The organism is Klebsiella sp. Q11, from assembly GCF_964241505.1.
Taxonomy (GTDB): domain Bacteria; phylum Pseudomonadota; class Gammaproteobacteria; order Enterobacterales; family Enterobacteriaceae; genus Klebsiella; species Klebsiella michiganensis.
The window spans coordinates 74151-100467 of the sequence record NZ_CAXSXW010000020.1; the positions used below are offsets into that span (position 1 = coordinate 74151).

Annotated in this window: 23 protein-coding genes; 19 read left to right on the plus strand and 4 right to left on the minus strand. The window is 54.8% G+C overall.

Annotated elements, in window-relative coordinates:
- The first annotated feature begins 37 nt into the window (after window positions 1-37).
- The 8 genes from ACESQ2_RS25695 (at window position 38) to ACESQ2_RS25730 (ending at window position 13135) form a co-directional block, all read left to right on the plus strand.
- Window positions 38-2110 (plus strand): McrB family protein, encoded by a 2073-nt coding sequence (locus tag ACESQ2_RS25695; protein WP_286114891.1) that lies wholly within the window; start codon window positions 38-40, stop codon window positions 2108-2110.
- A complete protein-coding gene (locus ACESQ2_RS25700; protein ID WP_373171533.1) occupies window positions 2110-3456 on the plus strand; it encodes an McrC family protein in 1347 nt (448 codons plus the stop codon). The genes ACESQ2_RS25695 and ACESQ2_RS25700 overlap by 1 nt, the downstream gene beginning before the upstream one ends.
- 29 nt (window positions 3457-3485) lie before the next feature.
- Window positions 3486-5105, plus strand: coding sequence for an N-6 DNA methylase (locus ACESQ2_RS25705; protein ID WP_373171535.1), 1620 nt, complete (start codon window positions 3486-3488; stop codon window positions 5103-5105).
- Window positions 5095-6510, plus strand: coding sequence for a restriction endonuclease subunit S (locus ACESQ2_RS25710; protein WP_373171536.1), 1416 nt, complete (start codon window positions 5095-5097; stop codon window positions 6508-6510). Before ACESQ2_RS25705 ends, ACESQ2_RS25710 begins: the two co-directional genes overlap by 11 nt.
- A gap of 94 nt (window positions 6511-6604) precedes the next feature.
- On the plus strand, window positions 6605-9871 hold the full coding sequence (locus ACESQ2_RS25715; RefSeq protein WP_373171537.1) for a type I restriction endonuclease subunit R: 3267 nt from the start codon (window positions 6605-6607) through the stop codon (window positions 9869-9871).
- A gap of 223 nt (window positions 9872-10094) precedes the next feature.
- Window positions 10095-10430, plus strand: coding sequence for an endoribonuclease SymE (gene symE / locus ACESQ2_RS25720; RefSeq protein WP_047724615.1), 336 nt, complete (start codon window positions 10095-10097; stop codon window positions 10428-10430).
- 453 nt (window positions 10431-10883) lie between these two features.
- Window positions 10884-11795, plus strand: a complete 912-nt coding sequence (locus tag ACESQ2_RS25725; protein ID WP_102804073.1) for an acetamidase/formamidase family protein — start codon at window positions 10884-10886, stop codon at window positions 11793-11795.
- A complete protein-coding gene (locus ACESQ2_RS25730) occupies window positions 11792-13135 on the plus strand; it encodes an APC family permease (RefSeq protein ID WP_373171538.1) in 1344 nt (447 codons plus the stop codon). Before ACESQ2_RS25725 ends, ACESQ2_RS25730 begins: the two co-directional genes overlap by 4 nt.
- A gap of 120 nt (window positions 13136-13255) precedes the next feature.
- Here the strand turns inward: ACESQ2_RS25730 and ACESQ2_RS25735 are convergent, their stop codons facing one another.
- From ACESQ2_RS25735 to ACESQ2_RS25750, 4 genes are all read right to left on the minus strand, one after another.
- A complete protein-coding gene (locus ACESQ2_RS25735) occupies window positions 13256-13558 on the minus strand; it encodes a BrnA antitoxin family protein (protein ID WP_014227757.1) in 303 nt (100 codons plus the stop codon).
- Window positions 13545-13832 (minus strand): BrnT family toxin, encoded by a 288-nt coding sequence (locus tag ACESQ2_RS25740; RefSeq protein WP_064375702.1) that lies wholly within the window; start codon window positions 13830-13832, stop codon window positions 13545-13547. Before ACESQ2_RS25740 ends, ACESQ2_RS25735 begins: the two co-directional genes overlap by 14 nt.
- Window positions 13833-14091: 259 nt before the next feature.
- Window positions 14092-14535, minus strand: a complete 444-nt coding sequence (locus tag ACESQ2_RS25745; protein ID WP_049114456.1) for a FosA family fosfomycin resistance glutathione transferase — start codon at window positions 14533-14535, stop codon at window positions 14092-14094.
- Window positions 14529-15437: a LysR family transcriptional regulator gene (locus tag ACESQ2_RS25750; protein WP_046878033.1), complete on the minus strand. Its 909-nt coding sequence runs from the start codon at window positions 15435-15437 to the stop codon at window positions 14529-14531. Before ACESQ2_RS25750 ends, ACESQ2_RS25745 begins: the two co-directional genes overlap by 7 nt.
- An 87-nt stretch (window positions 15438-15524) precedes the next feature.
- Between ACESQ2_RS25750 and ACESQ2_RS25755 the strand changes: the two genes are divergently transcribed.
- From ACESQ2_RS25755 to cutC, 11 genes are all read left to right on the plus strand, one after another.
- Window positions 15525-16307 carry an NAD(P)H-dependent oxidoreductase gene (locus ACESQ2_RS25755; RefSeq protein ID WP_373171539.1) on the plus strand — a complete coding sequence of 261 codons (783 nt, stop codon included), beginning with the start codon at window positions 15525-15527 and terminating at the stop codon, window positions 16305-16307.
- 147 nt (window positions 16308-16454) lie between these two features.
- A complete protein-coding gene (locus tag ACESQ2_RS25760) occupies window positions 16455-17039 on the plus strand; it encodes a TetR/AcrR family transcriptional regulator (protein ID WP_004098242.1) in 585 nt (194 codons plus the stop codon).
- A gap of 145 nt (window positions 17040-17184) precedes the next feature.
- A complete protein-coding gene (locus ACESQ2_RS25765; RefSeq protein WP_014837308.1) occupies window positions 17185-17985 on the plus strand; it encodes a winged helix-turn-helix domain-containing protein in 801 nt (266 codons plus the stop codon).
- A complete protein-coding gene (locus ACESQ2_RS25770; protein ID WP_004108661.1) occupies window positions 17982-18500 on the plus strand; it encodes a FidL-like protein in 519 nt (172 codons plus the stop codon). The genes ACESQ2_RS25765 and ACESQ2_RS25770 overlap by 4 nt, the downstream gene beginning before the upstream one ends.
- A gap of 404 nt (window positions 18501-18904) precedes the next feature.
- Window positions 18905-19183 carry a BMC domain-containing protein gene (locus ACESQ2_RS25775; protein ID WP_004098239.1) on the plus strand — a complete coding sequence of 93 codons (279 nt, stop codon included), beginning with the start codon at window positions 18905-18907 and terminating at the stop codon, window positions 19181-19183.
- Window positions 19184-19200: 17 nt separating this feature from the next.
- Window positions 19201-19485 (plus strand): BMC domain-containing protein, encoded by a 285-nt coding sequence (locus ACESQ2_RS25780; RefSeq protein ID WP_004098238.1) that lies wholly within the window; start codon window positions 19201-19203, stop codon window positions 19483-19485.
- A gap of 15 nt (window positions 19486-19500) precedes the next feature.
- A complete protein-coding gene (locus ACESQ2_RS25785; protein WP_002442217.1) occupies window positions 19501-19779 on the plus strand; it encodes a BMC domain-containing protein in 279 nt (92 codons plus the stop codon).
- 53 nt (window positions 19780-19832) lie between these two features.
- Entirely contained in the window at window positions 19833-21425 is a 1593-nt protein-coding gene (locus ACESQ2_RS25790) for an acetaldehyde dehydrogenase (acetylating) (RefSeq protein ID WP_373171540.1), read from the plus strand.
- 26 nt (window positions 21426-21451) lie between these two features.
- Entirely contained in the window at window positions 21452-21709 is a 258-nt protein-coding gene (locus ACESQ2_RS25795; RefSeq protein WP_004098229.1) for a EutN/CcmL family microcompartment protein, read from the plus strand.
- A gap of 15 nt (window positions 21710-21724) precedes the next feature.
- A complete protein-coding gene (locus ACESQ2_RS25800; protein WP_373171541.1) occupies window positions 21725-22879 on the plus strand; it encodes a 1-propanol dehydrogenase PduQ in 1155 nt (384 codons plus the stop codon).
- 25 nt (window positions 22880-22904) lie between these two features.
- Window positions 22905-26291 carry a choline trimethylamine-lyase gene (gene cutC, locus ACESQ2_RS25805; protein WP_373171542.1) on the plus strand — a complete coding sequence of 1129 codons (3387 nt, stop codon included), beginning with the start codon at window positions 22905-22907 and terminating at the stop codon, window positions 26289-26291.
- The last annotated feature ends 26 nt before the right edge of the window (window positions 26292-26317 follow it).

Consider the following 26317-nt stretch of genomic DNA (forward strand, 5'->3'; position numbering starts at 1 on the left):
CTATGATAAATAGTATTGATATCAGGGAGCCCATCAAATGGTACAAGATCCGCAATCACTAGCCCCTTTCTTCAGGCAATTCGCTCTGGACAATAACAAAAAAAACGCCGAGTGGGGGCCTGGATATCGGGAACTTTTTGGGCGAGTTCAGCGTGAAAACCCAGATTTCACCGATCAAACTATCATGGATCTTTGGTATACACGCGACAACAGGGTTGCCAGTCTGCGACAAGGCGGGATGTCCCATGAAGAATTCCTTCAAACTAAAGATGATCTCCGTGCTCTCACCAGACTCATTGCCTCTGGTTGTACACTTGAGGTTTTTGAACTGGCGCATCAACGCTTACAGTCTCTTAAAGAGCAAGGAAAGCTGAAGAAGTTTTACCGAGCATTGTGCAGCCGTACCTTTGCAGCCTTCTATCCCTCGCAAATAACCAGCATTATCAATGAGGGGGCCTTCTTCCGTGTTTATAACTACTGCAACAACCGCTTCCAACTGAATTTGCCTAAAGATGGTGAATGGTCTCCATCAAAATGGTTCAAGCTTAATCTGGCCCTTAAAGAAACATTTCATCGTTACGTTAGTAACGAACCAGAAGATATTGAACTCAATATGTGCCTCTGGCATCTTTATGCATCTGAAATTGAAGAAGATAGTAATAGCTCAGAGAACATAGAATCTTCTATCTCAAGCGATGATGATCGCGGTGATGAACCGAACGACATCCTTCCTGCCAAAAACCTCATTCTCTACGGTCCACCGGGCACCGGAAAGACTTACAAAACCATCGAAATTGCCGTACGTGCTTGTGAGCCACAAGCCTATGCTCGCCTTGAAGGAAAAGAAAAAATCGAACGTCGTGCTGAGATTAAAAGCATGTATGACGCACTTATCGCCGAAAAACGTATACGCTTCATCACGTTCCATCAAAGTTTTGGCTACGAGGAGTTCATTGAGGGACTTAGAGCCGAAACCAATGATGATGGCAATGTTCGCTATGATATAAAACCCGGTGTCTTTAAACAAATTTGCGAAGATGCTGCTTTCGGTAACGCGGGGGCGCAATTAGCGCTTGATGATGCTATAGAGAAGTTCAAAACGCAGTGTGCGGAAAAAGACGTCATTGTTTTAAAGACGACCAACGGTAGTGATTTTAGAGTCACATACGCCAATAACAATACTTTTCGAGTATTTCCTTCGCAATCGAAAAATGAACAACTGGACAAAGGATATCCGGCATCGATTGAAAATATTCGTCGCCTTTATCAGGGGGAGAAAGAAAATATTTATAATATTTCCTATGTCCGCGGTATTCTTCAGTATTTGATCAAAGAATGGCATCTCCCAGAAACACCAGGAAAGCAACAGATAAAGAAAAAACAAAATTACGTCTTGATCATTGATGAAATTAATCGTGGCAATATTTCAAAAATATTTGGCGAGCTCATTACGTTGATTGAAACCTCAAAACGCGCAGGAGAAAGTGAAGCACTAAGCGTGAGCCTTCCTTACTCATCGCAGCCATTTTCAGTCCCTAGTAATCTTTACATCATAGGTACTATGAACACCGCGGATCGTTCGCTGACTGCCTTAGATACCGCCCTACGCCGCCGTTTCGAATTTCAACCTCTCATGCCTGACGTATCGCTTCTAAGCGATACATTCATCCATGGCGTTGATCTTAAAAAATTACTCACTACGCTAAATGCACGAATTCAGGCACTTTATGACAGCGAACACACTCTCGGACACGCTTTTTTTATGCCGGTTGTACAAGAGAAAGATAACCCAGCTGAAGCGCTTAAGAAATTAAAACGAGTGATGAAGAATAAAATACTCCCACTGCTGGAGGAGTATTTTTATAACGACTGGCAGAAAATTCGCCTGGTGCTTGGGGATAATCAAAAAAAAGAGGAATCGCTACATTTTGTTCGTTCAGTAGAAAATCAGAGCGATCTGGCAACGCTTTTCGGGCAAACCGCTCTTGATGATCTTCAGGAAGCCGGTATTAGCTATCAGTTATGCAAGGATGACGATCAGGTCTGGGATAATCCGTTGGCATATCAACAAATCTACGCTCCCAATACAACTACAACGGTACAAAGCTAATGGCTGGCAGTATCCACACTATTTTTGAGTATGGTTATCTTATCAGTGAAGAGGACCACGGAAAGTTGGCTGATGCTGAATCACTACCTGCAGCTTCGTTTCGCTGGTTAGAACAACGCTGCCTTAGAGATAAAGAAAGTGAGGAGGAACGTTTATTATCCCTACGTGCCATTGGCGGCGTCAAAGTGATACAGGTGAAAAATTATGTAGGTGTTATTGCCCTTCCTCAACAACGGCTTATCGAAATTTTGCCGAAAACTGGTAAGTTGCGAGATGACAAATCTCATGCCCGTCGGCGGTTGTTGATGATGCTTGAAACGCTTAATAGCTTTCGCCATATGGCAACTACAACAGCAAATATCATGACGTCAAGGATGACATTAATGGATATTTTCATCCAACAGTTTGTCACGAGCATGGAGACTATCGTTCGCAGGGGATTAAAATATGATTACTTGCGTCAACGGGACAACCTTCCATGGTTGAGAGGTAAACTGTTAACTAGCGAACAACTCAAAAAAAATAGCGTTCATCGCGATCGCTTCTATGTCGAATATGACGAGTATCGTATCGAGCGACCAGAAAACCGATTGTTAAAAACCGCCATTGATAAAGTTTACGGTTACACAACTAATCCATTGCTTCTGCAGGCTCTAAACCGCCTGCAGGAACTATTTGATACCATACCTAAAGTCGATAATGTTGATATCGCCTTCAGGCAGGTTCATCTGGATCGTCATATGCAGTATTACGAATCACCACTAAATTGGGCAAAGCTGATTCTGCAAGGCAACTCGCCGCATTGTATGCAAGGCCATGCAGAAGCCATATCTCTTTTGTTTCCAATGGAAGCGGTATTTGAAGCTTTTGTCACCGCCTGGCTACGCCAGTACTGTCATACTCACTGGCAGGTGAAGCCGCAATCAAAATCACATTATCTTGCTCAGTATGGCACCTCACCCATGTTTCAACTTCGACCAGATATCTGGCTTATCCCCCGCAACCGACCAGAGCAGTCATCCGTCATTTGCGACATGAAATGGAAGCTGATCGATACGAACAACAATAAGTTCAACCTTACACAGAGTGATTTGTATCAAATGCTGGCCTATGGTGTGAACCACATGCAGGGCTCAGGGGACATGCTTTTAATTTATCCACGCCATGAAGGATTCCTGGTCCCCCTCGAACACCCTTTTGAATTCAATCATTCAGGGGGAAAAACGCTACGCCTGTGGGTTGTGCCATTCGAAGCTGGAACCAGCCTGCAAACCTCAAGATTACTCATGCCAGCAAAGTTTAGCCTGACAGACTGCGGAACTTCACCGTTTTTACCGTTACAATAGCCAGCAAATTTTTCCAGAACGAGTTCATCATGGCCAAAGCACCAACCAAAAAAACCAAAGCAAAGAAAGGCTTTGAAGACACATTATGGGATACCGCGAACCAGCTTCGCGGCAGCGTAGAATCCTCTGAGTACAAGCACGTGGTGCTGAGCCTCGTGTTCCTCAAATTTATCAGCGATAAGTTTGAAGCCCGCCGTCAGAAAATGAAAGACGAAGGCCAGGGCGATTTCCTCGAAATGGAAGTCTTCTATCAGCAGGACAACATATTCTACCTGCCGGAGGAAGCGCGCTGGTCGTTTATCAAGCAAAACGCCAAGCAGGACGACATTGCGGTACGCATTGATACCGCCCTCTCCACCATTGAGAAGCGCAACCCGACGCTGAAAGGCGCGCTGCCGGACAACTACTTCAGCCGTCAGAATCTGGAAACCAAGAAGCTGGCGTCGCTTATCGATACCATCGATAACATCGAAACACTGGCCCACGATACCGACGTGGAAGCGCTGTCGAAAGAAGACCTGGTCGGTCGCGTGTATGAATACTTCCTCGGCAAGTTTGCCGCCACTGAGGGTAAAGGCGGCGGCGAGTTCTATACGCCAAAATGCGTGGTGACGCTGCTGACCGAAATGCTCGAACCGTTCGAGGGCAAAATCTATGACCCGTGCTGCGGCTCGGCGGGAATGTTTGTCCAGTCGGTGAAGTTTGTCGAAAGCCATCAGGGGAAAAGCCGTGATATAGCCCTGTACGGTCAGGAGCTGACGGCGACGACCTACAAACTGGCGAAGATGAACCTCGCCATTCGCGGCCTCTCCGCCAACCTCGGCGAACGCCCGGCGGACACCTTCTTCAGCGACCAGCACCCGGACCTGAAAGCCGACTATATTCTGGCCAACCCGCCGTTTAACCTGAAAGACTGGCGCAACGATGCCGAGCTGACCAAAGATCCGCGCTTTGCTGGCTACCGCACACCGCCAACCGGTAACGCCAACTACGGCTGGATTCTGCATATGCTTTCCAAGCTGTCGGCCAACGGCACCGCCGGTTTTGTGCTGGCGAACGGCTCGATGAGCTCCAACACCAGCGGCGAAGGTGAGATCCGCGCGCAGATGATCGAAAACGATCTGATCGACTGCATGATTGCCCTGCCTGGCCAGCTGTTCTTCACCACCCAGATCCCGGTGTGCCTGTGGTTTATGACTAAGTCGAAGGCGGCCGATCCGGCCAAAGGCTATCGTAACCGTCAGGGCGAAACGCTGTTTATCGATGCGCGTAACCTTGGCACCATGATCAACCGCACCATCAAAGAGCTGACGGCGGACGACATCGCCATCATCGCCGACACCTACCATGCCTGGCGCAGCACGCCGGAAGAGCTGGTCGAGCGCGTTAAGCGCGGCGACAGCAAGCTGGCGCAGTACGAAGACCAGGCCGGGTTCTGCAAGGTTGCAACCATTGCAGAGATCAAGGCTAACGATTATGTGCTGACGCCAGGACGCTACGTCGGTGCCGCCGAGCAGGAAGACGACGGCGTGGCGTTTGAAACCAAAATGCGCGAGCTGTCGCAGACGCTGTTTGCACAGATGAAGCAGGCGGAAAAACTGGATAAAGCAATTCGCCAGAACCTGGAGGCGCTGGGTTATGGGGAGTAAGTGGAAACAAACAACCTTAGGTGATCTGGCGCTGGGCTTTGATGGTGCGGTAGATGGACCTTTTGGTTCAAATTTACCAGCTTCGGCTTATACAGAAAGTGGATATCCAATTATTCGAGGAAGTAATTTATCCATCGGATTAGATGATTTCAAAGATAGTGACTTTGTATTTGTACCGGAACCCATATTCCAAAAACTTTCACGTAGCGAGTGTAGGGCAGGCGACATTATATTCACAAAAAAAGGGACATTAGGGCAAACGGGGCTTATTAGCACTAAACATCGTTTCAAAAAATATTTGCTATCATCAAATCAAATGCGTCTTCGTGTAGATCCTGAAAAGGCATTACCTGAATATGTTTATTATTATGTTTCTTCACAAAAAGCAATTAACAAACTAATTCAAGATTCAGAGTGTACCGGTGTCCCTAAAATAAATCTTGCTTACTTGAAAAGCTTCCCTATTTCGTTACCTATTTTAAGCAAACAGAAAGATATAATTTATATTTTAGGGAGCCTTAATAGAAAAATCACACTCAATCGCCAAATCAACCAAACCCTGGAACAAATGTCCCAAACCCTGTTCAAATCCTGGTTTGTGGATTTCGACCCGGTGATTGACAACGCGCTGGATGCGGGACACCCAATCCCGGAAGCGCTGCAATCTCGCGCCGAACTGCGTCAAAAAGTCCGCAATAGTGCAGATTTCAAACCACTTCCGGCGGGTATTCGTGCACTGTTCCCGGCTGAATTTGAAGAAACAGAGTTGGGCTGGGTACCGAAAGGTTGGATAACAACATCTTTCAACGATTTGATAGAACTAATTGGTGGTGGCACACCTAAAACCTCTGTAGAAGAGTACTGGAATGGAGATATTCCGTGGTTCTCTGTCGTCGATGCACCTAATGAATCCGACGTATACGTATTAACTACAGAGAAAAACATTACCACTGGAGGGCTCAACAATTCCTCAGCAAAATTATTAAGAAAAGGAACAACAATAATCAGCGCCAGAGGAACTGTTGGGAAATGCGCTATGGTTGCTGTACCGATGGCAATGAATCAGTCATGCTATGGCGTTAATGGTAAAAATAATATTTCTGATGAGTATGTTTATTTCCAATTAAAAAATGCGGTCCAGATTCTTCAACAAATGGGGCACGGCTCAGTTTTCAACACAATAACAAGAGATACATTCAAAAATATTAAAGTCCCCTTTTGCAATGAAGAATTAACAAATAGTTATTCTTTGCTTGTTAAAAATTACTTTTCACAAATACTGAATAATAATTATCAAAATATTGCATTAACCGCCCTCCGCGACACCCTGCTCCCCAAACTTATCTCCGGCGAGCTGTCCCTGGAGGATCTCCCGGATTTAGTAACCCAAACCGAACCCGCATAACGCATTTTGCCCCTGAAAAATCAGGGGCTTTCTGTTAAGGTTTTCTCTGTTACAGGAACCCTTACCAGAAAACCAGCCAGGGCCGGAGCGAGATATGCCTCTCTCATTCAGTGAAGCGAAGTTAGAACAGGCGATAATTGAACTATTACAGGATCAGGGCTATCAGCACCTGATCGGCGATAATGTACCACGTTCCAGCCTCGATCAGGTGATTATTGAAGACGATCTTAGTCATTACCTCGCCGCGCGTTATCAGGCCGACGGCATCACCAATGAAGAGATCCAGCGGCTTATTAAGCAGTTCACCACCCTGCCCGCCTCCGATCTTTACGAAAGCAATAAAACCTTCTGCGCCTGGCTGGCCAACGGTTTCCTGTTTAAACGCGACGATCGCCAGCAGAAAGATCTCTATATCGAACTACTCGATACCCGGCACCTGCCCGCCGCGCTGCGTGAACTGTTCGATACCGAAGAAGTTCCGCTGCAACAGGCCGCGGAAACGCCGGCAAGTTATCATCTTACCCAGCCGCTGAACCGGGTAAAAATCGTCAATCAGCTGACCATCACCGGCAAAGAAAACCAGCCGCGCATTCCGGATGCCATCCTGTATATCAACGGCCTGCCGTTAGTGGTGTTTGAATTTAAAAGTGCGGTGCGCGAGCAGGAAGCCAATATTGGCGATGCGTATAAGCAGCTCTGCACCCGCTACCGTCGCGATATTCCGCAGCTGTTTGTCTACAACGCGCTGTGCATTATCAGCGACGGCGTCAATAACCGCATGGGCAACCTGTTTGCGCCGTACGAGTATTTCTACTCCTGGCGCAAAATCACCGGCAATGAAAACCGCGAGCAGGACGGCATCCCTTCCCTGCACTCGATGATTCAGGGGCTGTTTCATCCGGTCCGCCTGCTGGACGTGATCAAAAACTTTATCTGCTTCCCGGATAAAGCCAAACATGAAGTGAAAATTTGCTGCCGCTACCCGCAGTACTATGCGGCGCGCAAGCTGTACTACAGCATCGAACGGGCGCGTAAACCTTTCGGCGACGGCAAGGGCGGCACCTACTTTGGCGCGACCGGCTGCGGCAAGAGCTACACCATGCAGTTCTTAACCCGTCTGCTGATGAAAAGCGTCGAGTTCGCCAGCCCGACGATCGTGCTAATCACCGACCGCACCGATCTGGACGATCAGCTCTCGGCGCAGATGTGCAATGCCAAAAACTATATTGGCGACAACACCGTAGTGCCCGTCACCAGCCGCGACGATCTGCGGGAAAAACTAGCCGGTCGCAACAGCGGCGGCGTCTTCCTGACCACCATCCACAAATTTACCGAAGACACCGAACTGCTCTCCGAACGCAGCAATATCATCTGTATTTCCGATGAAGCGCACCGCAGCCAGGTCAACCTCGATCAGAAAGTGATCGTCGATAAAGAAAACGGCAAGGTGCGGAAGACCTGGGGCTTCGCTAAATACCTGCACGACTCCCTGCCGCAGGCCACCTACGTCGGTTTTACCGGCACCCCTATCGACGCCACGATGGAAGTCTTTGGCAACATCGTCGACAGCTATACCATGACCGAATCCGTGCAGGATGAAATCACCGTGCGCATCGTCTACGAAGGCCGCGCGGCGAAGGTCATCCTCGATGCTGGTAAGCTGGAAGAGGTGGAAAAGTACTACGAAGAGTGCGCTAACGCCGGTACCAATGAATGGCAAATCGACGAAAGTAAAAAAGCCAGCGCCACCATGAACGCCATTCTCGGCGACGATGATCGCCTTGAAGCACTGGCGGAAGACTTTGCTAAACATTATGAAAAACGTGTCAACGAAGGCTCCACGGTGAAAGGCAAGGCGATGTTTGTCTGCGCCAGCCGAGAGATTGCCTGGGATTTCTATCGTCAACTGAAAGACTTTCGTCCGGCATGGTTTGAGGTTAAGCAGGCCCCGGATGGGGTTGAACTGACCGAGCAAGAGGCAAAAGAGCTGCCGCCGTCCGAAATGGTCAAGATGGTTATGACGCGTGGCAAAGATGATGACGCGAAACTATACGACCTGCTGGGCAGTAAAGAGTATCGCAAAGAGCTGGATAAACAATTCAAAAACGCGAAGTCGAATTTCAAAATCGCCATCGTGGTGGACATGTGGTTGACCGGTTTTGATGTGCCGGAGCTGGACACCATTTATATCGATAAGCCGCTGCAAAAGCACAACCTGATCCAGACCATCTCCCGCGTTAACCGCAAGCTGGAAGGCAAAAGCAAAGGGCTGGTCGTCGACTATATCGGTATTAAGCGCCAGATGAACCAAGCGCTGGCGATGTATTCCCGCATTGATGCAACGAACTTTGAAGATATCCAACAGTCAGTGATTGAGGTGAAAAATCATCTCGATCTGCTGGCGCAGGTTTTACACGATTTCGATAGCCGACCTTACTTCAGCGGAGAACCGCAGGCGCAGCTGGCGTGCCTGAATCAGGCGGCAGAGTTTGTTATGCGTACCCAGAAGACAGAGCGCCGCTTTATGGGGCTGGTGAAGCGCCTGAAAGCGGCCTATGACGTCTGCTGCGGTAGCGAAGCGTTATCTCAGGCGGAGCGCGATCGTATCCATTTTTACCTCGCGGTACGTTCGATCGTCTTCAAGCTCACTAAAGGTGACGCGCCTGATGTGACGCAGATGAACGCCCGGGTGCGAGAGATGATTGCCGATGCGTTAAAGGCCGACGGCGTGGAAGAGCTGTTTTTCCTTGGCGACAAGAAAGCGGAGTCGATCGATATCTTTGATGAAGATTACCTGGCGCGCATTAATAAGATCAAACTCCCGGCGACCAAAATTCATCTATTGCAAAAACTGCTGGAAAAAGCCATCAGCGACTTTAAAAAGATCAACCAGCTGCAGGGGATCAACTTCACCCGCCGTTTCCAGTCGATTATGGATAAATATAACGAACGCCGGGAAGATGATGTGCTCAATGGTGAGGAATTCGATTCCTTCAGCCAGGAGATGACCGATATTATCTACGATATTAAAACCGAAATGGGTACCTATGCCGAAATGGGGATTGATATCGAAGAGAAAGCTTTCTACGACATTCTGGCGCATATGCGCGATAAGTATCAGTTCACCTATGAAGACGACAAGATGCTGGCGCTGGCGAAAGAGATGAAGGCGGTGGTCGATAACACGTCAAAGTACCCGGACTGGAGCAAGCGTGATGATATTAAAGCCAAGCTGAAGGTGGAACTGATTCTGCTGCTGCACAAACATAAATTCCCACCGGTGGCGAATGATGATGTGTATATGGGCGTGCTGGCGCAGGCGGAGAATTTTAAACAGCATCATATTAACACACTGTATTAATGTCACTGCCGGATGGCGCGTTGCTTATCCGGCCTTCATTATATTTCCTGTCATTTTAATTCTCTCATCAATATTTCCAGTAGCATTTTTATTATTGTCTATTTTTAGCTGGCTTTATTTTTATTTGCTGGGTAAATTTACAGGTGTTATTTAACGCGAACTGGTCGTGCGGCAACACGGCCAGCCCGCTAATCACAATCCCTATTAACAAGGAATAGAGACCATGACTACCCCGCATTCTATTGCAGAATTCACCGATCCAGAAGTCTCCCCGGAAAATAACCGTAAAGGCACCGTCAGTTACGCGAGCCGCTTTGAAGATCGCCAGCGTATCCCGGCGATTATCATGAAGGGCCAGTGGCTGGAAGCTGCCGGTTTCGCCACCGGTACAAAAATTGATATCAAAGTAATGGAAGGCTGTATCGTGATTACCGCGAAGCAGCCGGAGCCGGAACTGGTAGAGTCTCTGCGCCAGCTGCATAAGCTGTCGGCGCGCAAGCAAAAACAAGTGCAGGCGTTAATCGGCGCGATCGCCGGGCAGAAACGTAAGCTGGCCTAAGCTAAATCCCCCGGCGGCGCTGCGCTGACCGGGGCTACCGGTTCCCCGCCGTCTGCGGGCCGGTAGCCCGGACAAGGCGCGTCAAGCGCCGCCTCCGGGATTTCTCTTCTCCCTACACCTAAGACCTTATAATGCGCTCATATCACCGCATATATAAATAATCCTACTGCCGCACGCAGCAGCGTAATATGCTGGATAATAACCCCAGGGCAGTAAACAATTAGCGAATGACCACTAAAGCCAAAATAACAAAAAGTTTTTTGCTAAATAACCAGCATATAAGAAAACCCCACCAATATAGCTAACCGCATGATTCACCAGCAAATATATACCATTTATTTTTGAAAAAACTGACCTGATTGCCTTCCCATAATAATCCCGATACATTCACTCATTCCCTATACGGGAAACTCTAAATATAAAAATCACAACAATATAACCGGGATGAATGTCATGAAAATAACCAAAGATCGGGTGGTTTACGCCATGTCGCGGGATAACGCTCCTGTCGCTACCGTCAGCAGCGGCAGTGAAGTGCTGTTCGAAACCTGCGACTGCTTCTCCGACCAAATCACCTCCGCCGATGCCGTGTTCAACGAGCTGGACTGGCAGCGCATTAACCCGGCGACCGGGCCGGTCTACGTCGAGGGCGCCGAGCCGGGCGATGCGCTCAAGGTCACCATCAAGCGCATTACCCTGACGAGCAATCAGGCAGTGATGGTCACCGCGCCGCAGCTGGGGGTGATTGGCGACGAGCTTGATGCCCCGAAGGTCACTATCGTGCCCATTGAGAATGACCATGCCGTGCTGCCCGGCAACGTTCGCGTCCCGCTCAACCCGATGGTCGGCGTGATCGGCGTCGCGCCTGCCGGGGAAGCCATCTCCTGCGGCACGCCGGATAGCCATGGCGGCAATATGGACTGCAAAATGATTACCGCCGGCAGCACCCTGTGGCTGCCGGTCAACGTCCCCGGCGCGCTGTTCGGGCTGGGGGATTTACACGCCGCGATGGGCGATGGCGAAGTCTCGGTCTGCGGTCTGGAAATCCCTGGCGAAGTGCTGGTCGAACTGACGGTGGTTAAAAACCGCCGCCTGCCGCTGCCGATGCTCGAAAACAGCGAGACCCTGTTTACCCTCGCCTCGGCGCTGACCCTCGATGATGCCGCCGCCCTGGCCACCCGCAATATGGCGCACTTTATCGCCGACAATACCTCCCTGACGCTGGCTGAAGCGATCAGTATTCTGAGCATCGCCGGCGACCTGCAAATCTGTCAGGTAGTCGATCCGCTGAAAACCTGTCGTTATGCCTTACCGAAATCAGTGGCTGAACAGCTCTCCCTGAGCATCGAAGGGGAGCAGGCATGAGCGTTGAACAATTTGGCTATAAGCAGGAGCTGCATCGGGCGCTGACCTTCCGCGATCTGCTGGTCTACGGCATGATTTTTATGGTGCCCATCGCGCCGTTTGGCGTCTTTGGCTACGTCTGGGACGGCGCGCAGGGTATGGTGGCGCTGGCCTATCTCATCGGCATGGTGGCGATGTTCTTTACCGCCATGAGCTACTGGTCGATGTCGCGCGAGTTCCCTGTTTCCGGTTCGGTATACGCCTATGCCCAACGCGGGATTCATCCCATTGTCGGCTTTTTTGCCGGCTGGCTGATCCTGCTGGACTATATTCTGGTGCCGTCGCTGCTCTATATCGTCAGCGCGGCGGCGCTGGCGCCCATGCTGCCGGGCGTGCCGGGCTGGCTGTGGATTGTCGGCTTTATCGCGATTAACAGCCTGATTAACCTGCGCGGCATTACCTTTACCGCACGCGCCAATAACACGATTCTGATCTCGGAGATCGTGGTGCTGTCGGTGTTCGTCGTCCTCGGGCTGATTGCGCTCTACTCCGGCGCCGGGGCGGGCCATCTGACCCTCGACCCGCTCTACAACGCCGATAAGTTCAGCCTGCCGCTGGTGATGGGCGCGGTCTCCATCGCCGTGCTCTCGTTCCTCGGCTTCGACGGGATCTCCACGCTGTCCGAGGAAACGAAAGGCGGCGTGGATACCGTGGGTAAGGCATCGCTGGGCGCGCTGATGCTGGTCGGTTCGCTGTTTATCCTGCAAACGTGGATTGCCGCCGACCTGGCGCAGGGCATGACGTTCAGCAGCCTCGATACCGCCTTCTACGATACCGCGAATCTGGCGGGCGGCGGCTGGCTGAAGTACGTCACCATGTGGTCGACGGTGATCTCCTGGGGGATTGCTAACGCCCTGGTGGCGCAGGCCGCCGTGTCGCGTATTCTGTTTGCGATGGCGCGCGATAAGCAGCTGCCGCAGCTGCTGGCGAAGGTGCACCCGCGGCTGAAAACGCCTTACGTCAGCACTCTGTTTGTGGCGCTGATTTCGCTGGCTTCCGGCCTCTGGTTCTACGGCGATATCGATAACCTCAGCCGGCTGGTGAACTTCGGCGCGCTGATGGGCTTCCTGGTGCTGCACATTGCCGTGATAAACCATTACATCATTCGCCAGAAATCGCGCAATCTGGTGATGCACCTGCTGTTCCCGGTGATTGGCCTGTGTATTATCGGCTTTGTTATTTATGAGATGGACGCGCAGGCGAAGGTGCTGGGGCTAAGCTGGCTGGCAGTTGGCGTGGTCTATTACCTGCTGATGCGCCTGGTGCTCAAGCGCAATGTGGAACTGAAGCTGGAAGGCTAACGCGATTTATCTCCCCGGCTCGCGCTGCGCTTAGCCGGGCTACGGGTTCCCCATCGTCTGCGAGCCCGTAGCCCGGACAAGGCGCGTCAAGCGCCGCCTCCGGGGTAATCATGAGGCAGGCTATTTCTTGTTAAGATCGCGAATCATCGCTTCTCTTAAGATCGCATTCAGTCGCGTTTGATAACCTTTCCCGGGACGTTTAAGCCACTCCATAATATCGGCATCAATACGGACAGAAGCCTGAGTTTTTAGCGGTCGGTAAAATTTACCGCGTACGGCATCTGACCACTGTGCGTCGTCTGTGGCGGGAATATCGCTATAATCGATTTCATCATCCGTTTTGTTGGCCAGCGCTTTAAGCTCATCGTCTCGCTTAGCCGTAAGCGTATCCGGATTGTCACGTTTATGTTTAACCATGTTCATAACGATTTCTCTCTTTGCTGTCCGCCTTCCGGGCGCTGATAATACGAATGACCTCTGTTCCACTTTCAAAACGGACCGAATGCGCAACCATGATAACAATGATCCCATGAACGAGGCCGAGAGTTTGCCAGCGATATTCACCATTCTCATAACGATCCTGTCGGGAAAGATGCCGGGGATCGTCAAAGACGAGCACCGCTTCTTCAAACCGGATTCCATGTTTTCTTAGATTACTTATTGCCTTGTTCGCATCCCATTCAAACTCCATTGGCATCATATTCATCCTGATTGTATATACAAAAAAGTATAGACAATTATCCAGGGATAATACTCTCAACGTTGGAAAAAACTTCACATTTTTAAAGCAGGAATTGTAAAAGATGTTCCCGGCTCACGCTGCGTTTAGCCGGGCTACAGGTTCCCAGCCGTCTGCGGGCCGGTAGCCCGGACAAGGCGCGTCAAGCGCCGCATCCGGGGAAACAACGCGCAATACAGCCTCCACTTTTCCCCGGCTCGCGCTACGCTTAGCCGGGCTACGGGTTCCCGGCCGTCGGTTCGTCCTCGCCAAAAAACACCATACCTTTATAGGGCTTCGCCCGGCACGCCGCCAGGCGCTGGGCGAGGCTGCCGACGTGCAGCTCCAGCTTGTGGCCGTCCGGGTCGAGAAAATAGTGCGATGCGCCTTCGCTTTTGTTGGTTTTCCAAACCGGAACGCCAGCCGCATTCAGGCGCCCGGCAAAAAGCGCGAAATCCGCCTCCGCAATGCTGAAAGCATAGTGGGTGTAGTCGCTCTCCTCCGGCGGGGTAACGCGCCGCTGAGGGTCCAGCGACAGGCACAGCCAGAGGTCGCCGCAGGAAAAATATGCGCCGTTATCCCAGCGGGCGCGCAGCGTCATCCCCGGAAGCTGCTGATAAAACGCCACGCTCGGCGCCAGCTGGCTAACCGCCAGGGTCAGATGATTTAATCCGCTTAACATGGCTTTTCCTCTAATGACGTTACGATTTGCTGGCGCAGCCACCGGTGCGCCGGATCGCGGTGCCAGCGCTCGTGCCACAGCATCAGCATCTCAAACCCGGCGACCGCCAGCGGCGGTTCAACCACCGTCAGGCCGCCAGCGCCACGTACCAGCCGCTCCGGCAGCACCGCCACCAGCTCGCTATTGCGCAGCGTCTCCAGCATAAACAGGAAATGTGGCACGGAAAGGACAACCCGCCGTGCCAGCCCGAGATTCGCCAGCGCGCTATCGGTCGCGGCGCTGAATCCTCCGCCGTCCGGCGAGACAATCACCTGCTCCAGCTGGCAGAACTGCGCCAGGCTTAATGGCGACCGCAGCGCCGGATGCCCGGCCCTGCCCGCCAGCACGTAGCGTTCGCGGAACAACAAACGCTGATGCAGCCCGGGCGGCGCGCCGTCTCGCGTGTGAAAAAACAGATCCACTTCGTCGCGATCCGCCTGCTGTACCAGCCGCGCGGGCTGTAGCTCAAACAGCGCCAGGCGGCTGGCCGGAGAGGCGATGCGCAGGGTACTGAGCACCGGCAGCAAAATCGCCGACGCCATATAGTCCGTCGCCGCCACCCGCCAGGTCTGCGCCGCCGTGGCCGGGTCGAAAGGCTGAACCGGCGCTACCGCCAGCTCCAGCGCCAGCAGCGCATCGTGCAGCGGCCCGCGTAGTTCATCGGCGCGGGCGGTGGGCTGCATACCGCGCGGCCCCGGCAGCAGCAGCGGGTCGGCGAAAATCTCCCGCAGTCGCGCCAGCTGCACGCTGACCGACGGCTGCGACAGGTTGAGGCGCTGCGCCGCGCGGGTGACGTTATTTTCGCTGAGCAGAACGTTCAGCGTGCGCAGCAAATTGAGATCCAGCCCCTGCAGATTAATCATCGCTATACCTGTTATTGAAGCAATTCATTTCTACTATAGCGTCGCGGACTCTACTCTGCAGCTCTCCATTGCTCAGAGGTGATTTCAATGAAAATACTACTGGTTTACGCCCATCCAGAACCGCGTTCGCTTAACGGCGCGCTGAAGGATTTTGCCGTGCAGCATCTGCAAAACGCCGGTCATGACGTGCAGGTGTCCGATCTCTACGCCATGCGCTGGAAGGCGGGATTTGATGCCGATGACAGCAGCGCCCCGCCGGTCGGTGAAAGCTGGCGGGCAACGCGGGATTCGCAGTACGCCTTCGCTAACGGCACGCAAAGCGCGGATATCGTGGGCGAACAGGAGAAGCTGCTGTGGGCCGATACGGTGATTTTTCAGTTCCCGCTGTGGTGGTTTTCGCTGCCCGCCATCATGAAGGGCTGGATTGATCGGGTCTACGCTTACGGCTTTGCCTACGGCGTCGGCGAGCACAGCGAAACCCACTGGGGCGATCGCTACGGCGAAGGCACGTTCGCGGGGAAACGGGCGATGCTGGTCGTTACCGCCGGCGGATGGGCGGAACACTTCGCGCCGCGCGGAATTAACGGGTCTATCGACGACATCCTGTTCCCCATTCAGCACGGGATGCTGTTCTATCCCGGCTTTGATGTGCTGCCGCCGGTGGTGTTCTACCGCACCGACAAACTCGATGAACAGCGCTTCGCCACGCTGCGCGAGGCGCTGGCCCGGCGGCTGGATACCCTCTCTGAAACGCCGCCCATTCCCTTCCGTCGGCAGAATCACGGCGACTATCTGATCCCCTCGCTGAACCTGCGTCCGGAGCTGGCGCCGGGAGAAAACGGCCTCGCTATCCACGTGAAGCCTGTGTGAATCTCGGCAGGTGATATTCGCGGTGCGGCGAATATCACCACAATTCATAAGGTGAACTGTGAGCCTACACGCAATAACGTCATCCCGCCCCGCTGCGCCTCTTCGCATATTGATAGCGATCAAGAATAATCATACCGTCTGGTCGGTATGATTCGGGCCATGAATATGGAAGCCCAACATCGTAAAAAAGATCCCGTCCGCCTGCATAAGCAACTGCTGGAATCCGCCGCCACTATCGCCGGCCGGGACGGCATCGCCTCGCTGTCGCTGAACGCCGTCGCGCGCGAAGCGGGCGTCAGCAAAGGCGGTTTACTGCACCATTTCCCCAACAAGCAGGCGCTGATTTTCGCCCTCTTTGCCCGCCTGCTGGCGATTATGGAAGAGGCGATTGCAGAGCTTATGGCCGCGGATAACGTCTCTTATGGCCGCTTTACCCGCGCCTATCTGCGCTATCTGTCGGCGCCGGAACTCACGGATACCCAGGAGAGCCGCCAGCTGATGGTGCTGTCGCTGGCCATGCCGGATGAACCGGTGCTGCGAAAATGCTGGCGCGACTGGATGCTGGACCATCTGGCGAAAGGCGATGAACTGGACAATAGCCATACCGGCACGCTGGTGCGCTATGCGGCAGACGGCATCTGGCTATCGGAATTAACCGAGGGGCGCACCATGAGCCCCGGGCACCGGCAGTCGCTGGTCAGCGATCTGACGAAGATGACGCTTCCTGCGTGAAGCATATATACACTAAATAATTCGCGTTGCAGGAAGGCGGCAAGGGAGCGAATCCCTGGGAGCATAGATAACTATGTGACCAAGGTGAGCGAACGCAGCCAACGCACCAGCAACGTGAAGTATGACGTGATAGATTGAGGCCACGATGCGCTATAACATCCATGGCCGTCTTATTTATGATGCAATGGACGGCACGCTAACGTTACCGGGAAGCGATGAGGCGGACAGCCAGCTGTCCATCACCGCCAACGCGCTGCTGTGGTTCTTCCTGCGCCACACCGAGGTGGTCAGCCGCGATGAGGTGCTTAAAAAAGTCTGGGATGACAATGGGTTAACCTCATCCAACAGCAATCTCAATCAGTACCTGAGCATGCTGCGCAAAACCTTTCGCCACTACGATATCGACAACATTATCGTCACCGTGTCGCGCGGACTGCTGCAGCTCAATCCGGATCTCACCATCGAGAGGCTCGACGCCAGCCCGGAGCCGGAGCCGCCGCCCGCGCCAGAAGCCGAGCCAGACCCGGCCGCAGTCCCGGAAGAACAAAAGACCGTTTCCAGCCGCCACGCGCGCGGTACCTGCTGGTATCTCGCCGGCGGCTGCCTGCTCACCATCGCCCTGCTGCTGGTGGTCTGCAGTTTTCTCGGCGGCAGCACATCGCACCCCATCACCCTGACGCAAATGCGCCACAGCCAGTGCGAGCTGCTGGCCAGCGATGAGATGCTGCGCTCCGTTGCCGGAACCGCCTACGGCAAGAATTTTGATGCTGTACGCCAGCGCCTGAAGCTGGAGTGCAAGCCCGGCGAACGCTTCGTCTTCTTCTATGGCGACCGGCTGGAAACCAACGGTCTGGGCCGGGTGTTCCTCGCCCACTGCGCGATGCATGAAGATAACCCGTTCAGCTACTGCGATAACTATTTTTATTATTCATGGAAGCCGCAATGAGAATCGCCCCGCGCCCCTTTTTCGCCCTCTCCAGCCTGGTGTTTATTGCCGCCGCCGGGTTCTGCGCCTGGAAGCTGCTGCCGGTCGAAAACGGCGGGGTAATGAGCTGTTCGACAAAAGCGATTATGCGCTTTGAGAACATGGAGAAGGAGAACGTTAACGGCAATATCCATTTCAACTTTGCCGCCAACGGCAAAGGGTCGATGGTCGTTGAAGGCTACACAGATTCCGCCGCCGGCTGGCTTTACCTCCAGCGCTACGTCAAATTCAGCTACACCAGCAAGCGCATCTCCACCACCGAGCGCCACTATCGCATCAGCAAGTGGGAATCCAGCGCTTCGTCCATCGATGAGTCGCCGGACGTGATCTTCGACTACTTTATGCGTGAGATGTCCGACAGCCACGATGGCCTGTTCCTGAACGCACAGAAGCTCAATGAGAAAGCCATTCTTCTCAGCTCTATCAACTCCCCGCTCTACGTCTGCACGCTGAAGTCCGGCAGCAAGCTTGACTAAGCTCACACCCGCTTTTCCTTCCTCGCTTTCCCGTTAGTAGAACCGCACGTTTTGCATTTAGCCTGCCGAAGAAAACACGATCCTCCCCACACTTAGCATGGGAATAAATTACCCCCGATCTGCAATAAATTAGCAACTTATTAACATCAATCCGCCTCAGGCTAAATGGTGGAAAAAGCGCCACAATCGTCACTGAATTCGCCCCGCCATCGCAGCACAAATGCATAAATCAGCGCCTTAACCAACCTAAATCACAGAGCAAAAGACTAAAAATACCACGCTAGCAGATTTAAATTTCACTTTATTCGCCATTCCCTATAGTGAACCCCGAACGCCGCATCCGCGTCCTGACGCCGTTACGCGGTCGGTTTTCCGAATCACAAAACTGTTCTGGAGGAGAAACCATGGGTGATGCATTAGGGCTTATCGAAACCAAAGGTCTGGTGGCCTGCATTGAAGCCGCGGATGCGATGTGTAAAGCCGCCAACGTCGAGCTGATTAGCTATGAAAACATCGGCTCGGGGCTGGTGACCGTCATGGTGAAGGGCGACGTCGGCGCAGTGAAAGCGGCGGTGGATTCCGGCGTCGAATCCGCGCAGCGCATCGGTGAAGTGGTGACCTCGCTGGTTATCGCTCGTCCGCATAACGACATCAACAAAATCGTCATTAAACACAAGGCCTGATGGCCAGGAGAACGCAAATGGGTGATGCATTAGGTCTGATTGAAACCAAAGGGCTGGTGGCCTGTATCGAAGCGGCGGATGCGATGTGTAAAGCCGCCAACGTGGAACTGATTGGCTATGAAAACGTCGGCTCCGGCCTCGTCACCGCGATGGTGAAGGGCGACGTGGGCGCGGTGAAAGCGGCGGTGGATTCCGGCGTCGAATCCGCGCAGCGCATCGGCGAAGTGGTGACTTCTCTGGTTATCGCCCGCCCGCATAACGACATCAACAAAATCGTCTCGCATTACAAAATCATGGATTAACCGGAGAAAAACCTGATGAAAGAAGCGCTAGGGCTTATCGAAACCAAAGGGCTGGTGGCCTGTATTGAAGCGGCGGATGCGATGTGTAAAGCCGCCAACGTGGAGCTGATTGGCTATGAAAACGTCGGCTCCGGCCTCGTCACCGCGATGGTGAAAGGCGACGTCGGCGCGGTGAATGCCGCGGTGGATTCCGGCGTGGAAGCGGCAAAACGCATCGGCGAAGTCGTCACCTCTCGCGTCATCGCGCGTCCGCATAACGACATCGAAAAAATCGCGGCGCAGCACAAAGCATGACCTGACAGGGCGCGCCCCGTCTCCACTCTTTTAGTCTGATGAAGGATAGACTCATGATTGAACTGGATAACGATTTGCAGTCCCGGCAGAACGCCCGGGAGCTGGTGCGCAATGCCAAAAAGGCGCAGGCGATTCTGGCCACCTTTTCGCAGCAGCAAATCGACGCCATCGTGAAGAACGTGGCCCAGGAAGCGGCGCATCATGCCGAAGCGCTGGCGAAAATGGCCGCGGAAGAAACCGGTTTTGGCAACTGGCAGGACAAAGTGCTGAAGAACCGCTTCGCCTCGCTGCGCGTCTACGACGCCATCAAAGATATGAAGACCGTCGGCATCATTCATGACGATCCGCTACAAAAAGTGATGGACGTGGGCGTGCCGCTGGGGGTGATTTGTGCGCTGGTGCCGTCGACCAACCCGACCTCCACCGTCATCTACAAAACGCTGATTGCCCTGAAGGCCGGCAACGCGATTATCTTCTCCCCGCATCCCGGCGCCCGCCAGTGCAGCTGGAAAGCGATTGAAATCGTGAAGCGCGCGGCAGAAGCGGCAGGGGCACCGGCCGGTAGCGTCGACGCCATTAGCCAGCTGACCCTCGAAGCCACCTCAGAGCTGATGCACAGCAAAGACGTGTCGCTGATCCTGGCAACCGGCGGCGAAGGCATGGTGCGCGCCGCCTACGCGTCCGGCACGCCGACCATTAGCGGCGGCCCGGGTAACGGCCCGGCGTTTATCGAACGCAGCGCCGATATCCCCCACGCGGTGAAAGATATCATCACCAGTAAAACCTTCGATAACGGCGTGATCTGCGCCTCCGAGCAGTCGATTATCGTCGAACGCTGTATCTACGACGAAGTGCATCGCGAACTGGAAGCTCAGGGCGCGTACTTCATGAACGAAAGCGAAGCGGCAAAAATGGCGGCCCTGCTGCTGCGCCCCAACGGCACCATCAACCCCAAAGTGGTCGGTAAAACCGCGCTCTATCTGAGCCAGATGGCCGGCTTCTGCGTCCCGGCCAGCACCCGGGTGCTGATTGCCGCGCAGACCACGGTATCGCATTCCAACCCCTACTCGCGGGAAAAACTGTGCCCGGTACTCGGCCTGTACGTCGAAGAGGACTGGAAAGCCGCCTGCCACCGCGTCGTGGAGCTGCTGACCAACGAAGGCCTCGGCCACACGCTGGTGATCCACACCCGCAACCAGGACGTCATCCGCCAGTTCTGCCTGGAAAAACCGGTTAACCGCATTCTGATCAACACCCCGGCGGCGCTGGGCGGCATCGGCGCGACCACCAATATCACCCCGGCCCTGACCCTCGGCTGCGGCGCGGTCGGCGGCGGCTCCAGCTCAGACAACGTCGGGCCGATGAACCTGCTCAACATCCGCAAAGTGGGCTACGGCGTGCGCTCCATCGATGAGCTGCGCGCGCCGGGCAGCCGCCCGGAACCGCAGCCGACCATCGTCAGCCCGGCGGCCGGCCCGAACCGCAGCATTTTCGACGATGAACGTTTTAACGCCCCGGCGACCGCAGCCCACCCGGCCAGCGCCGACGATCGCTTTGCGACTGCCGCCGTCGGCGCGGACAGCGAGATTAATGAGCAAAACGTGGAACGCGTCATCCGCCAGGTGCTGGAACGCCTTGGTAAGTAACACATTGATATAAGGCGATAAAAACAATGATTCTCGCAAAGGTAGTCGGACATGTCGTCGCCACGCAGAAGTGCGATGAGCTAAGGGGCAGCAACCTGCTGCTGATCGTCAAATTAGATGATGACCAGCAGCCGATGAAAGACCAGACCTGGGTTGCCGTTGATAGCGTCGGCGCCGGTATGCACGACATCGTGCTGGCCGAAGAGTACCTGGCGCTCAACAAAGAGCGCTACAAGGCCATGTCGGTGGTCGCCATTGTCGAGAACGTGTTTCGGGACGCTTAAGGAGTCAATAACCCAATGAGTGAATTTTTGCTGAAACCCCGGATTCGCTTTGGTCAGGATGCGCTTGCCATCCTGAACGAGCTGCCCGCCCGCAACGTACTGCTGGTCACTGACCAGGCGATGGTTAAGTTTGGCCTCGCCGATCGCGTCACGCAGATCCTCAATGCGCGCGGCATCGCTTTCCAGGTCTGGGACGACGTGGTGGCCGACCCGGATATCGCCACCGTGGTGAGCGGTATGAAGCGGATGGATAACAGCTATCCGGATCTGGTTATCGCGCTGGGCGGCGGTTCGGTGATTGATGCAGCCAAAGCGGTTATTTTCGCCCTGGCGCAAACCCGTCCGGACGCTCACCGCGAGCCGCCCTGCTTTGTGGCGATCCCCACCACCAGCGGCACCGGCTCTGAGGTCACCGCCTTTTCAGTGGTGAAAGCCCACGCCGAGAAGCTGGTGCTGGTGGACCCGTCGCTGCTGCCGGATATCGCCATTCTTGACCCGGCGCTGGTGGCCTCGGTGCCGCCGGCGATCACCGCCGATACCGGGATGGACGTGCTGTGTCACGCGCTGGAAGCCTATGTCTCCCTCGCCGCCAGCGACTTTTCCGATGCGCTGGCGGAGAAAGTGGTGCAGCAGGTATTTCGCTTTCTGCCGACCTGCTGGCGCAACGGTGGCGACCTGCTGGCGCGGGAAAAGATGCACAACGCCTCCTGCATGGCGGGCATGGCTTTCACCAACGCCTCGCTGGGCATCACCCACAGCCTCGCCCACGCGCTCGGCGGCGTGTTTCGCGTCCCCCACGGCCGCGCTAACGCCCTGCTGATGGCGGACGTGGTGGCCTGGAACGCCGATTATCACGGGCAGTGCGATACCGATGCCGCCCGCAAATACGCCCGATTAGCCCATCTGCTGGATCTGCCCGCGGCCACTACCCGCCAGGGCGTCGCCAGCCTGCTGGTCGCCATTCAGGCGCTAAAAGACGAAATGAGCATGCCGGGCGGCATTCGCGATACCGGCGTCCTTGCAGACGAGTTTGAACAACGGCTGGCGGAGATGGTCGGCCAGGCGTTACGCGACAGCTGTACCCCGACGAACCCACGCGCGCCGGATGCTCACGCACTGACCGAACTCTATCGCCGGGCATGGACCGGCAACGCCGTTCAGGGCCACTGATAACAAGATTTGGAGAACCTTACCCATGGCACACTACAGCTTAACGCCGCGCGTCAAAGTGTTGGCAGAACGTTTACTCTCACAAAAAAGCACCCTGTGCACCGAACATGCCACCACGCTCAACGCCCTTGATGGCGATATCGCCGGGGTTCCCGCCTCCGTCAAACCGGCGCGCCGCTTCTATGAACTGATGCGCCAGCTGCCGCTGTGCATCAGCGCCGACGAGCTGATCGTCGGCAACCAGACCCGCAAACCGCACGGGGCGATTTTCCACGACGAGAGCGCCGTCCGTCGCCCGTCCGCGTTCCAGTTCCTCAACCTGAATAGCGATCTCGACTCCCCGGATTACAAGCTGGTGATCGAAAAAGGCGTGCTGGCGATAAAACATCAGCTGGAAGAGAAAACCCGCGCGCTGGGCAGCGCCGTCAGCCGCAGCGGCATGGATGAAGTCAACGGCTGCCGCGCAGCCATCTACGCCTGCGATGCCCTGCTGGCGCTGGCGCAAAACCTGGCCAACAGCGCCGAACAGCTGGCCGCCGCGGAAACCAACGCTTACCGCCGGGCGGAACTACTGGACAGCGCCGCCATCCTGCACCACGTTCCGGCGCATCCGGCGCGCAGCTTCAAAGAGGCGTGCCAGGCCTTTTATCTGTTCCAGCTGGCGCTCCAGCTCGATAACGGCAGCTACGCCGTCAACCCGGAAGGCGCCGACAAAGCCCTGCTGCCTTACTACCAGCACGATATCAACAACGGCGCGCTCTCCCCGCAGCAGGCGTATGAAATCGTCGAATCGCTGTGGTTCAAGCTGGCGGAGCTGTGCGAAGTGCGCGCCGCCTGCGCGATCGACGGTTATCCGATGTTCGACGCCCTGCTCCACGGCGCAAGCCTTGAGAACGCGCGCATTAACGAACTCTCCGACATGTTCCTCAGCGCACAGCACAACCTGAGCGCCCTGCATCTGCCGGTGCGTTTGTTCAAGGGCGTCCAGCACGTTTCCGCCGCCCCGTTTGCCGCCGCCGGCGAGACGCCGGCAGCAGAAGGGCTGACCCCGCGCATGCAGCGCCTGCGTAACCACTACCTGACCGTGCGCCCGAGCGTCTCTATCTACCGCGCGCTGGCCTTTACCGAAGTGGTCAAAGCCAACCCCGGCATGCCGACGATTCTGCTGCGCGCCAAAGCCTTCCGCCACGCCTGCGAAACCGCGCCGATTCTGATTCAGGACGATGAGCTGATCGTCGGTCATCCGTGCGGCAAGCCGCGCGCGGGCGCCTTCTCGCCGGATATCGCCTGGCGCTGGGTGCGCGACGAACTCGATACCATGAGCACCCGTCCGCAGGATCCGTTTGAGATCAGCGAAGCAGATAAAAAAACCATCCGCGAAGAGATCGTGCCGTTCTGGGAAGGCCGCTCGCTGGATGAAATCTGCGAAGCCCAGTACCGCGAAGCGGGGGTGTGGGCGTTCAGCGGCGAGACCTTCGTCAGCGACCTCTCCTACCACCAGATCAACGGCGGCGGCGACACCTGCCCGGGCTACGACGTGCTGCTGTTTACCAAAGGGATGAACGGCATTAAAGCCGACGCCGAGGCGCACCTTGCCAGCCTGAGTATGGAAAACCCGGAAGATATCGACCGTATTTACTACTACAAGGCGGCCATTGAAACCTGCGAAGGGGTGATTAACTACGCGCACCGCATCGCCGCCCGCGCCCGCGAACTGGCCGCGATTGAGCAGAACGCCCAGCGTCGCGCCGAGCTGCTGACCATCGCCGAGGTGAACCAGAACGTGCCGGCAAATCCGCCGAAAACCCTGCAGGAAGCGCTGCAGAGCATCTGGACCGTGGAGTCGCTGTTTGAAATTGAAGAGAACCAGACCGGACTGTCCCTGGGACGCGTAGACCAGTACTGCTACCCGATGTTTGAAGCCGATATCCGCGAAGGCCGCCTGACTCACGACACCGCGCTGGAGCTGCTGCAGGCGTTTATCATCAAATGCGCCGAGCTGATGTGGATGTCCAGCGAGCTGGGGGCGAAATATTTCGCCGGCTATCAGCCGTTTATCAACCTGACCGTCGGCGGTCAGAAGCGCTCCGGCGGCGATGCCTGTAACGACCTGACCTACCTGATCATGGACGCCGTGCGCTTTGTGAAGGTTTACCAGCCGTCGCTGGCCTGCCGTATTCACAACCAGTCGCCGCAGAAGTATATGGAAAAAATCGTCGACGTCGTCAAAGCGGGGATGGGCTTCCCGGCCTGCCACTTCGACGACTCCCATATCAAAATGATGCTGCGTAAAGGCTTCGATTTCGAAGACGCCCGCGACTACTGTCTGATGGGCTGCGTCGAGCCGCAGAAATCCGGCCGCATCTATCAGTGGACCTCCACCGGCTACACCCAGTGGCCCATCGCCATTGAGTTCGTTTTAAACCGCGGCCGGATGGTGCTGTTTGACAGCTATCAGGGGCTGGATACCGGCGACCTGCGCGACCTGCACACCTTCGAGGATTTCGACGCGGCGGTGAAAAAACAGATCGCCCATATCGTACGCCTGTCGGCGATCGGGACGGTCATCAGCCAGCGCGTGCACCGCGACGTGGCGCCGAAGCCGCTGATGTCGCTGCTGGTGGAAGGCTGCATGGAAAAAGGCAAAGACGTTGCCGCCGGCGGCGCGATGATCAACCACGGCCCGGGGCTGATCTTCTCCGGTCTGGCGACCTACGTCGATTCCATGGCGGCGATTCGTAAGCTGGTGTTTGAAGATAAGAAATACACCCTTGAGCAGATGCGCGACGCGCTGCTGGCGAACTTCGAAGGCTTTGAAGGCCTGCGTCGCGACTGCCTCAACGCGCCGAAATACGGCAACGATGATAACTACGTTGACCAGTATGCACTGGATATCACCGAGTGGACCGAGCGCGAGTGCCGTAAGTACAAGATGCTCTACTCCACCCTGAGCCACGGCACACTATCCATCTCCAACAACACGCCGATCGGTGAGCTGACCAACGCCACGCCGAACGGTCGCCTGGCGTGGATGCCGCTCTCCGACGGTATCAGCCCGACTCAGGGCGCGGATAAACAGGGTCCGACGGCGATCATCAAGTCGGTGAGCAAGATGAACGTCGAAACCATGAATATCGGCATGGTGCACAACTTCAAGTTCCTCAAAGGGCTGCTGGATACCCCGGAAGGTCGTCACGGCCTGATTACCCTGCTGCGCACCGCGTCGATTCTCGGCAACGGCCAGATGCAGTTCAGCTATGTCGATAACGAAGTGCTGAAAAAAGCCCAGCAGGAGCCGGAAAAATACCGCGACCTGATCGTCCGCGTCGCGGGCTACAGCGCCTACTTCGTTGAGCTGTGCAAAGAAGTTCAGGACGAGATTATCAGCCGTACGGTAATTGAGAAGTTCTGATAAAAACACGGACGTTTTTGGACACG

Bases quoted from the DNA above. Each gene is read 5' to 3' on its own strand.
- ACESQ2_RS25695 (WP_286114891.1), top strand. From the start codon at position 38: ATGGTACAAGATCCGCAATCACTAGCCCCTTTCTTCAGGCAATTCGCT.
- ACESQ2_RS25700 (WP_373171533.1), top strand. From the start codon at position 2,110: ATGGCTGGCAGTATCCACACTATTTTTGAGTATGGTTATCTTATCAGT.
- ACESQ2_RS25705 (WP_373171535.1), top strand. From the start codon at position 3,486: ATGGCCAAAGCACCAACCAAAAAAACCAAAGCAAAGAAAGGCTTTGAA.
- ACESQ2_RS25710 (WP_373171536.1), top strand. From the start codon at position 5,095: ATGGGGAGTAAGTGGAAACAAACAACCTTAGGTGATCTGGCGCTGGGC.
- ACESQ2_RS25715 (WP_373171537.1), top strand. From the start codon at position 6,605: ATGCCTCTCTCATTCAGTGAAGCGAAGTTAGAACAGGCGATAATTGAA.
- symE (WP_047724615.1), top strand. From the start codon at position 10,095: ATGACTACCCCGCATTCTATTGCAGAATTCACCGATCCAGAAGTCTCC.
- ACESQ2_RS25725 (WP_102804073.1), top strand. From the start codon at position 10,884: ATGAAAATAACCAAAGATCGGGTGGTTTACGCCATGTCGCGGGATAAC.
- ACESQ2_RS25730 (WP_373171538.1), top strand. From the start codon at position 11,792: ATGAGCGTTGAACAATTTGGCTATAAGCAGGAGCTGCATCGGGCGCTG.
- ACESQ2_RS25735 (WP_014227757.1), bottom strand. From the start codon at position 13,558: ATGAACATGGTTAAACATAAACGTGACAATCCGGATACGCTTACGGCT.
- ACESQ2_RS25740 (WP_064375702.1), bottom strand. From the start codon at position 13,832: ATGCCAATGGAGTTTGAATGGGATGCGAACAAGGCAATAAGTAATCTA.
- ACESQ2_RS25745 (WP_049114456.1), bottom strand. From the start codon at position 14,535: ATGTTAAGCGGATTAAATCATCTGACCCTGGCGGTTAGCCAGCTGGCG.
- ACESQ2_RS25750 (WP_046878033.1), bottom strand. From the start codon at position 15,437: ATGATTAATCTGCAGGGGCTGGATCTCAATTTGCTGCGCACGCTGAAC.
- ACESQ2_RS25755 (WP_373171539.1), top strand. From the start codon at position 15,525: ATGAAAATACTACTGGTTTACGCCCATCCAGAACCGCGTTCGCTTAAC.
- ACESQ2_RS25760 (WP_004098242.1), top strand. From the start codon at position 16,455: ATGATTCGGGCCATGAATATGGAAGCCCAACATCGTAAAAAAGATCCC.
- ACESQ2_RS25765 (WP_014837308.1), top strand. From the start codon at position 17,185: ATGCGCTATAACATCCATGGCCGTCTTATTTATGATGCAATGGACGGC.
- ACESQ2_RS25770 (WP_004108661.1), top strand. From the start codon at position 17,982: ATGAGAATCGCCCCGCGCCCCTTTTTCGCCCTCTCCAGCCTGGTGTTT.
- ACESQ2_RS25775 (WP_004098239.1), top strand. From the start codon at position 18,905: ATGGGTGATGCATTAGGGCTTATCGAAACCAAAGGTCTGGTGGCCTGC.
- ACESQ2_RS25780 (WP_004098238.1), top strand. From the start codon at position 19,201: ATGGGTGATGCATTAGGTCTGATTGAAACCAAAGGGCTGGTGGCCTGT.
- ACESQ2_RS25785 (WP_002442217.1), top strand. From the start codon at position 19,501: ATGAAAGAAGCGCTAGGGCTTATCGAAACCAAAGGGCTGGTGGCCTGT.
- ACESQ2_RS25790 (WP_373171540.1), top strand. From the start codon at position 19,833: ATGATTGAACTGGATAACGATTTGCAGTCCCGGCAGAACGCCCGGGAG.
- ACESQ2_RS25795 (WP_004098229.1), top strand. From the start codon at position 21,452: ATGATTCTCGCAAAGGTAGTCGGACATGTCGTCGCCACGCAGAAGTGC.
- ACESQ2_RS25800 (WP_373171541.1), top strand. From the start codon at position 21,725: ATGAGTGAATTTTTGCTGAAACCCCGGATTCGCTTTGGTCAGGATGCG.
- cutC (WP_373171542.1), top strand. From the start codon at position 22,905: ATGGCACACTACAGCTTAACGCCGCGCGTCAAAGTGTTGGCAGAACGT.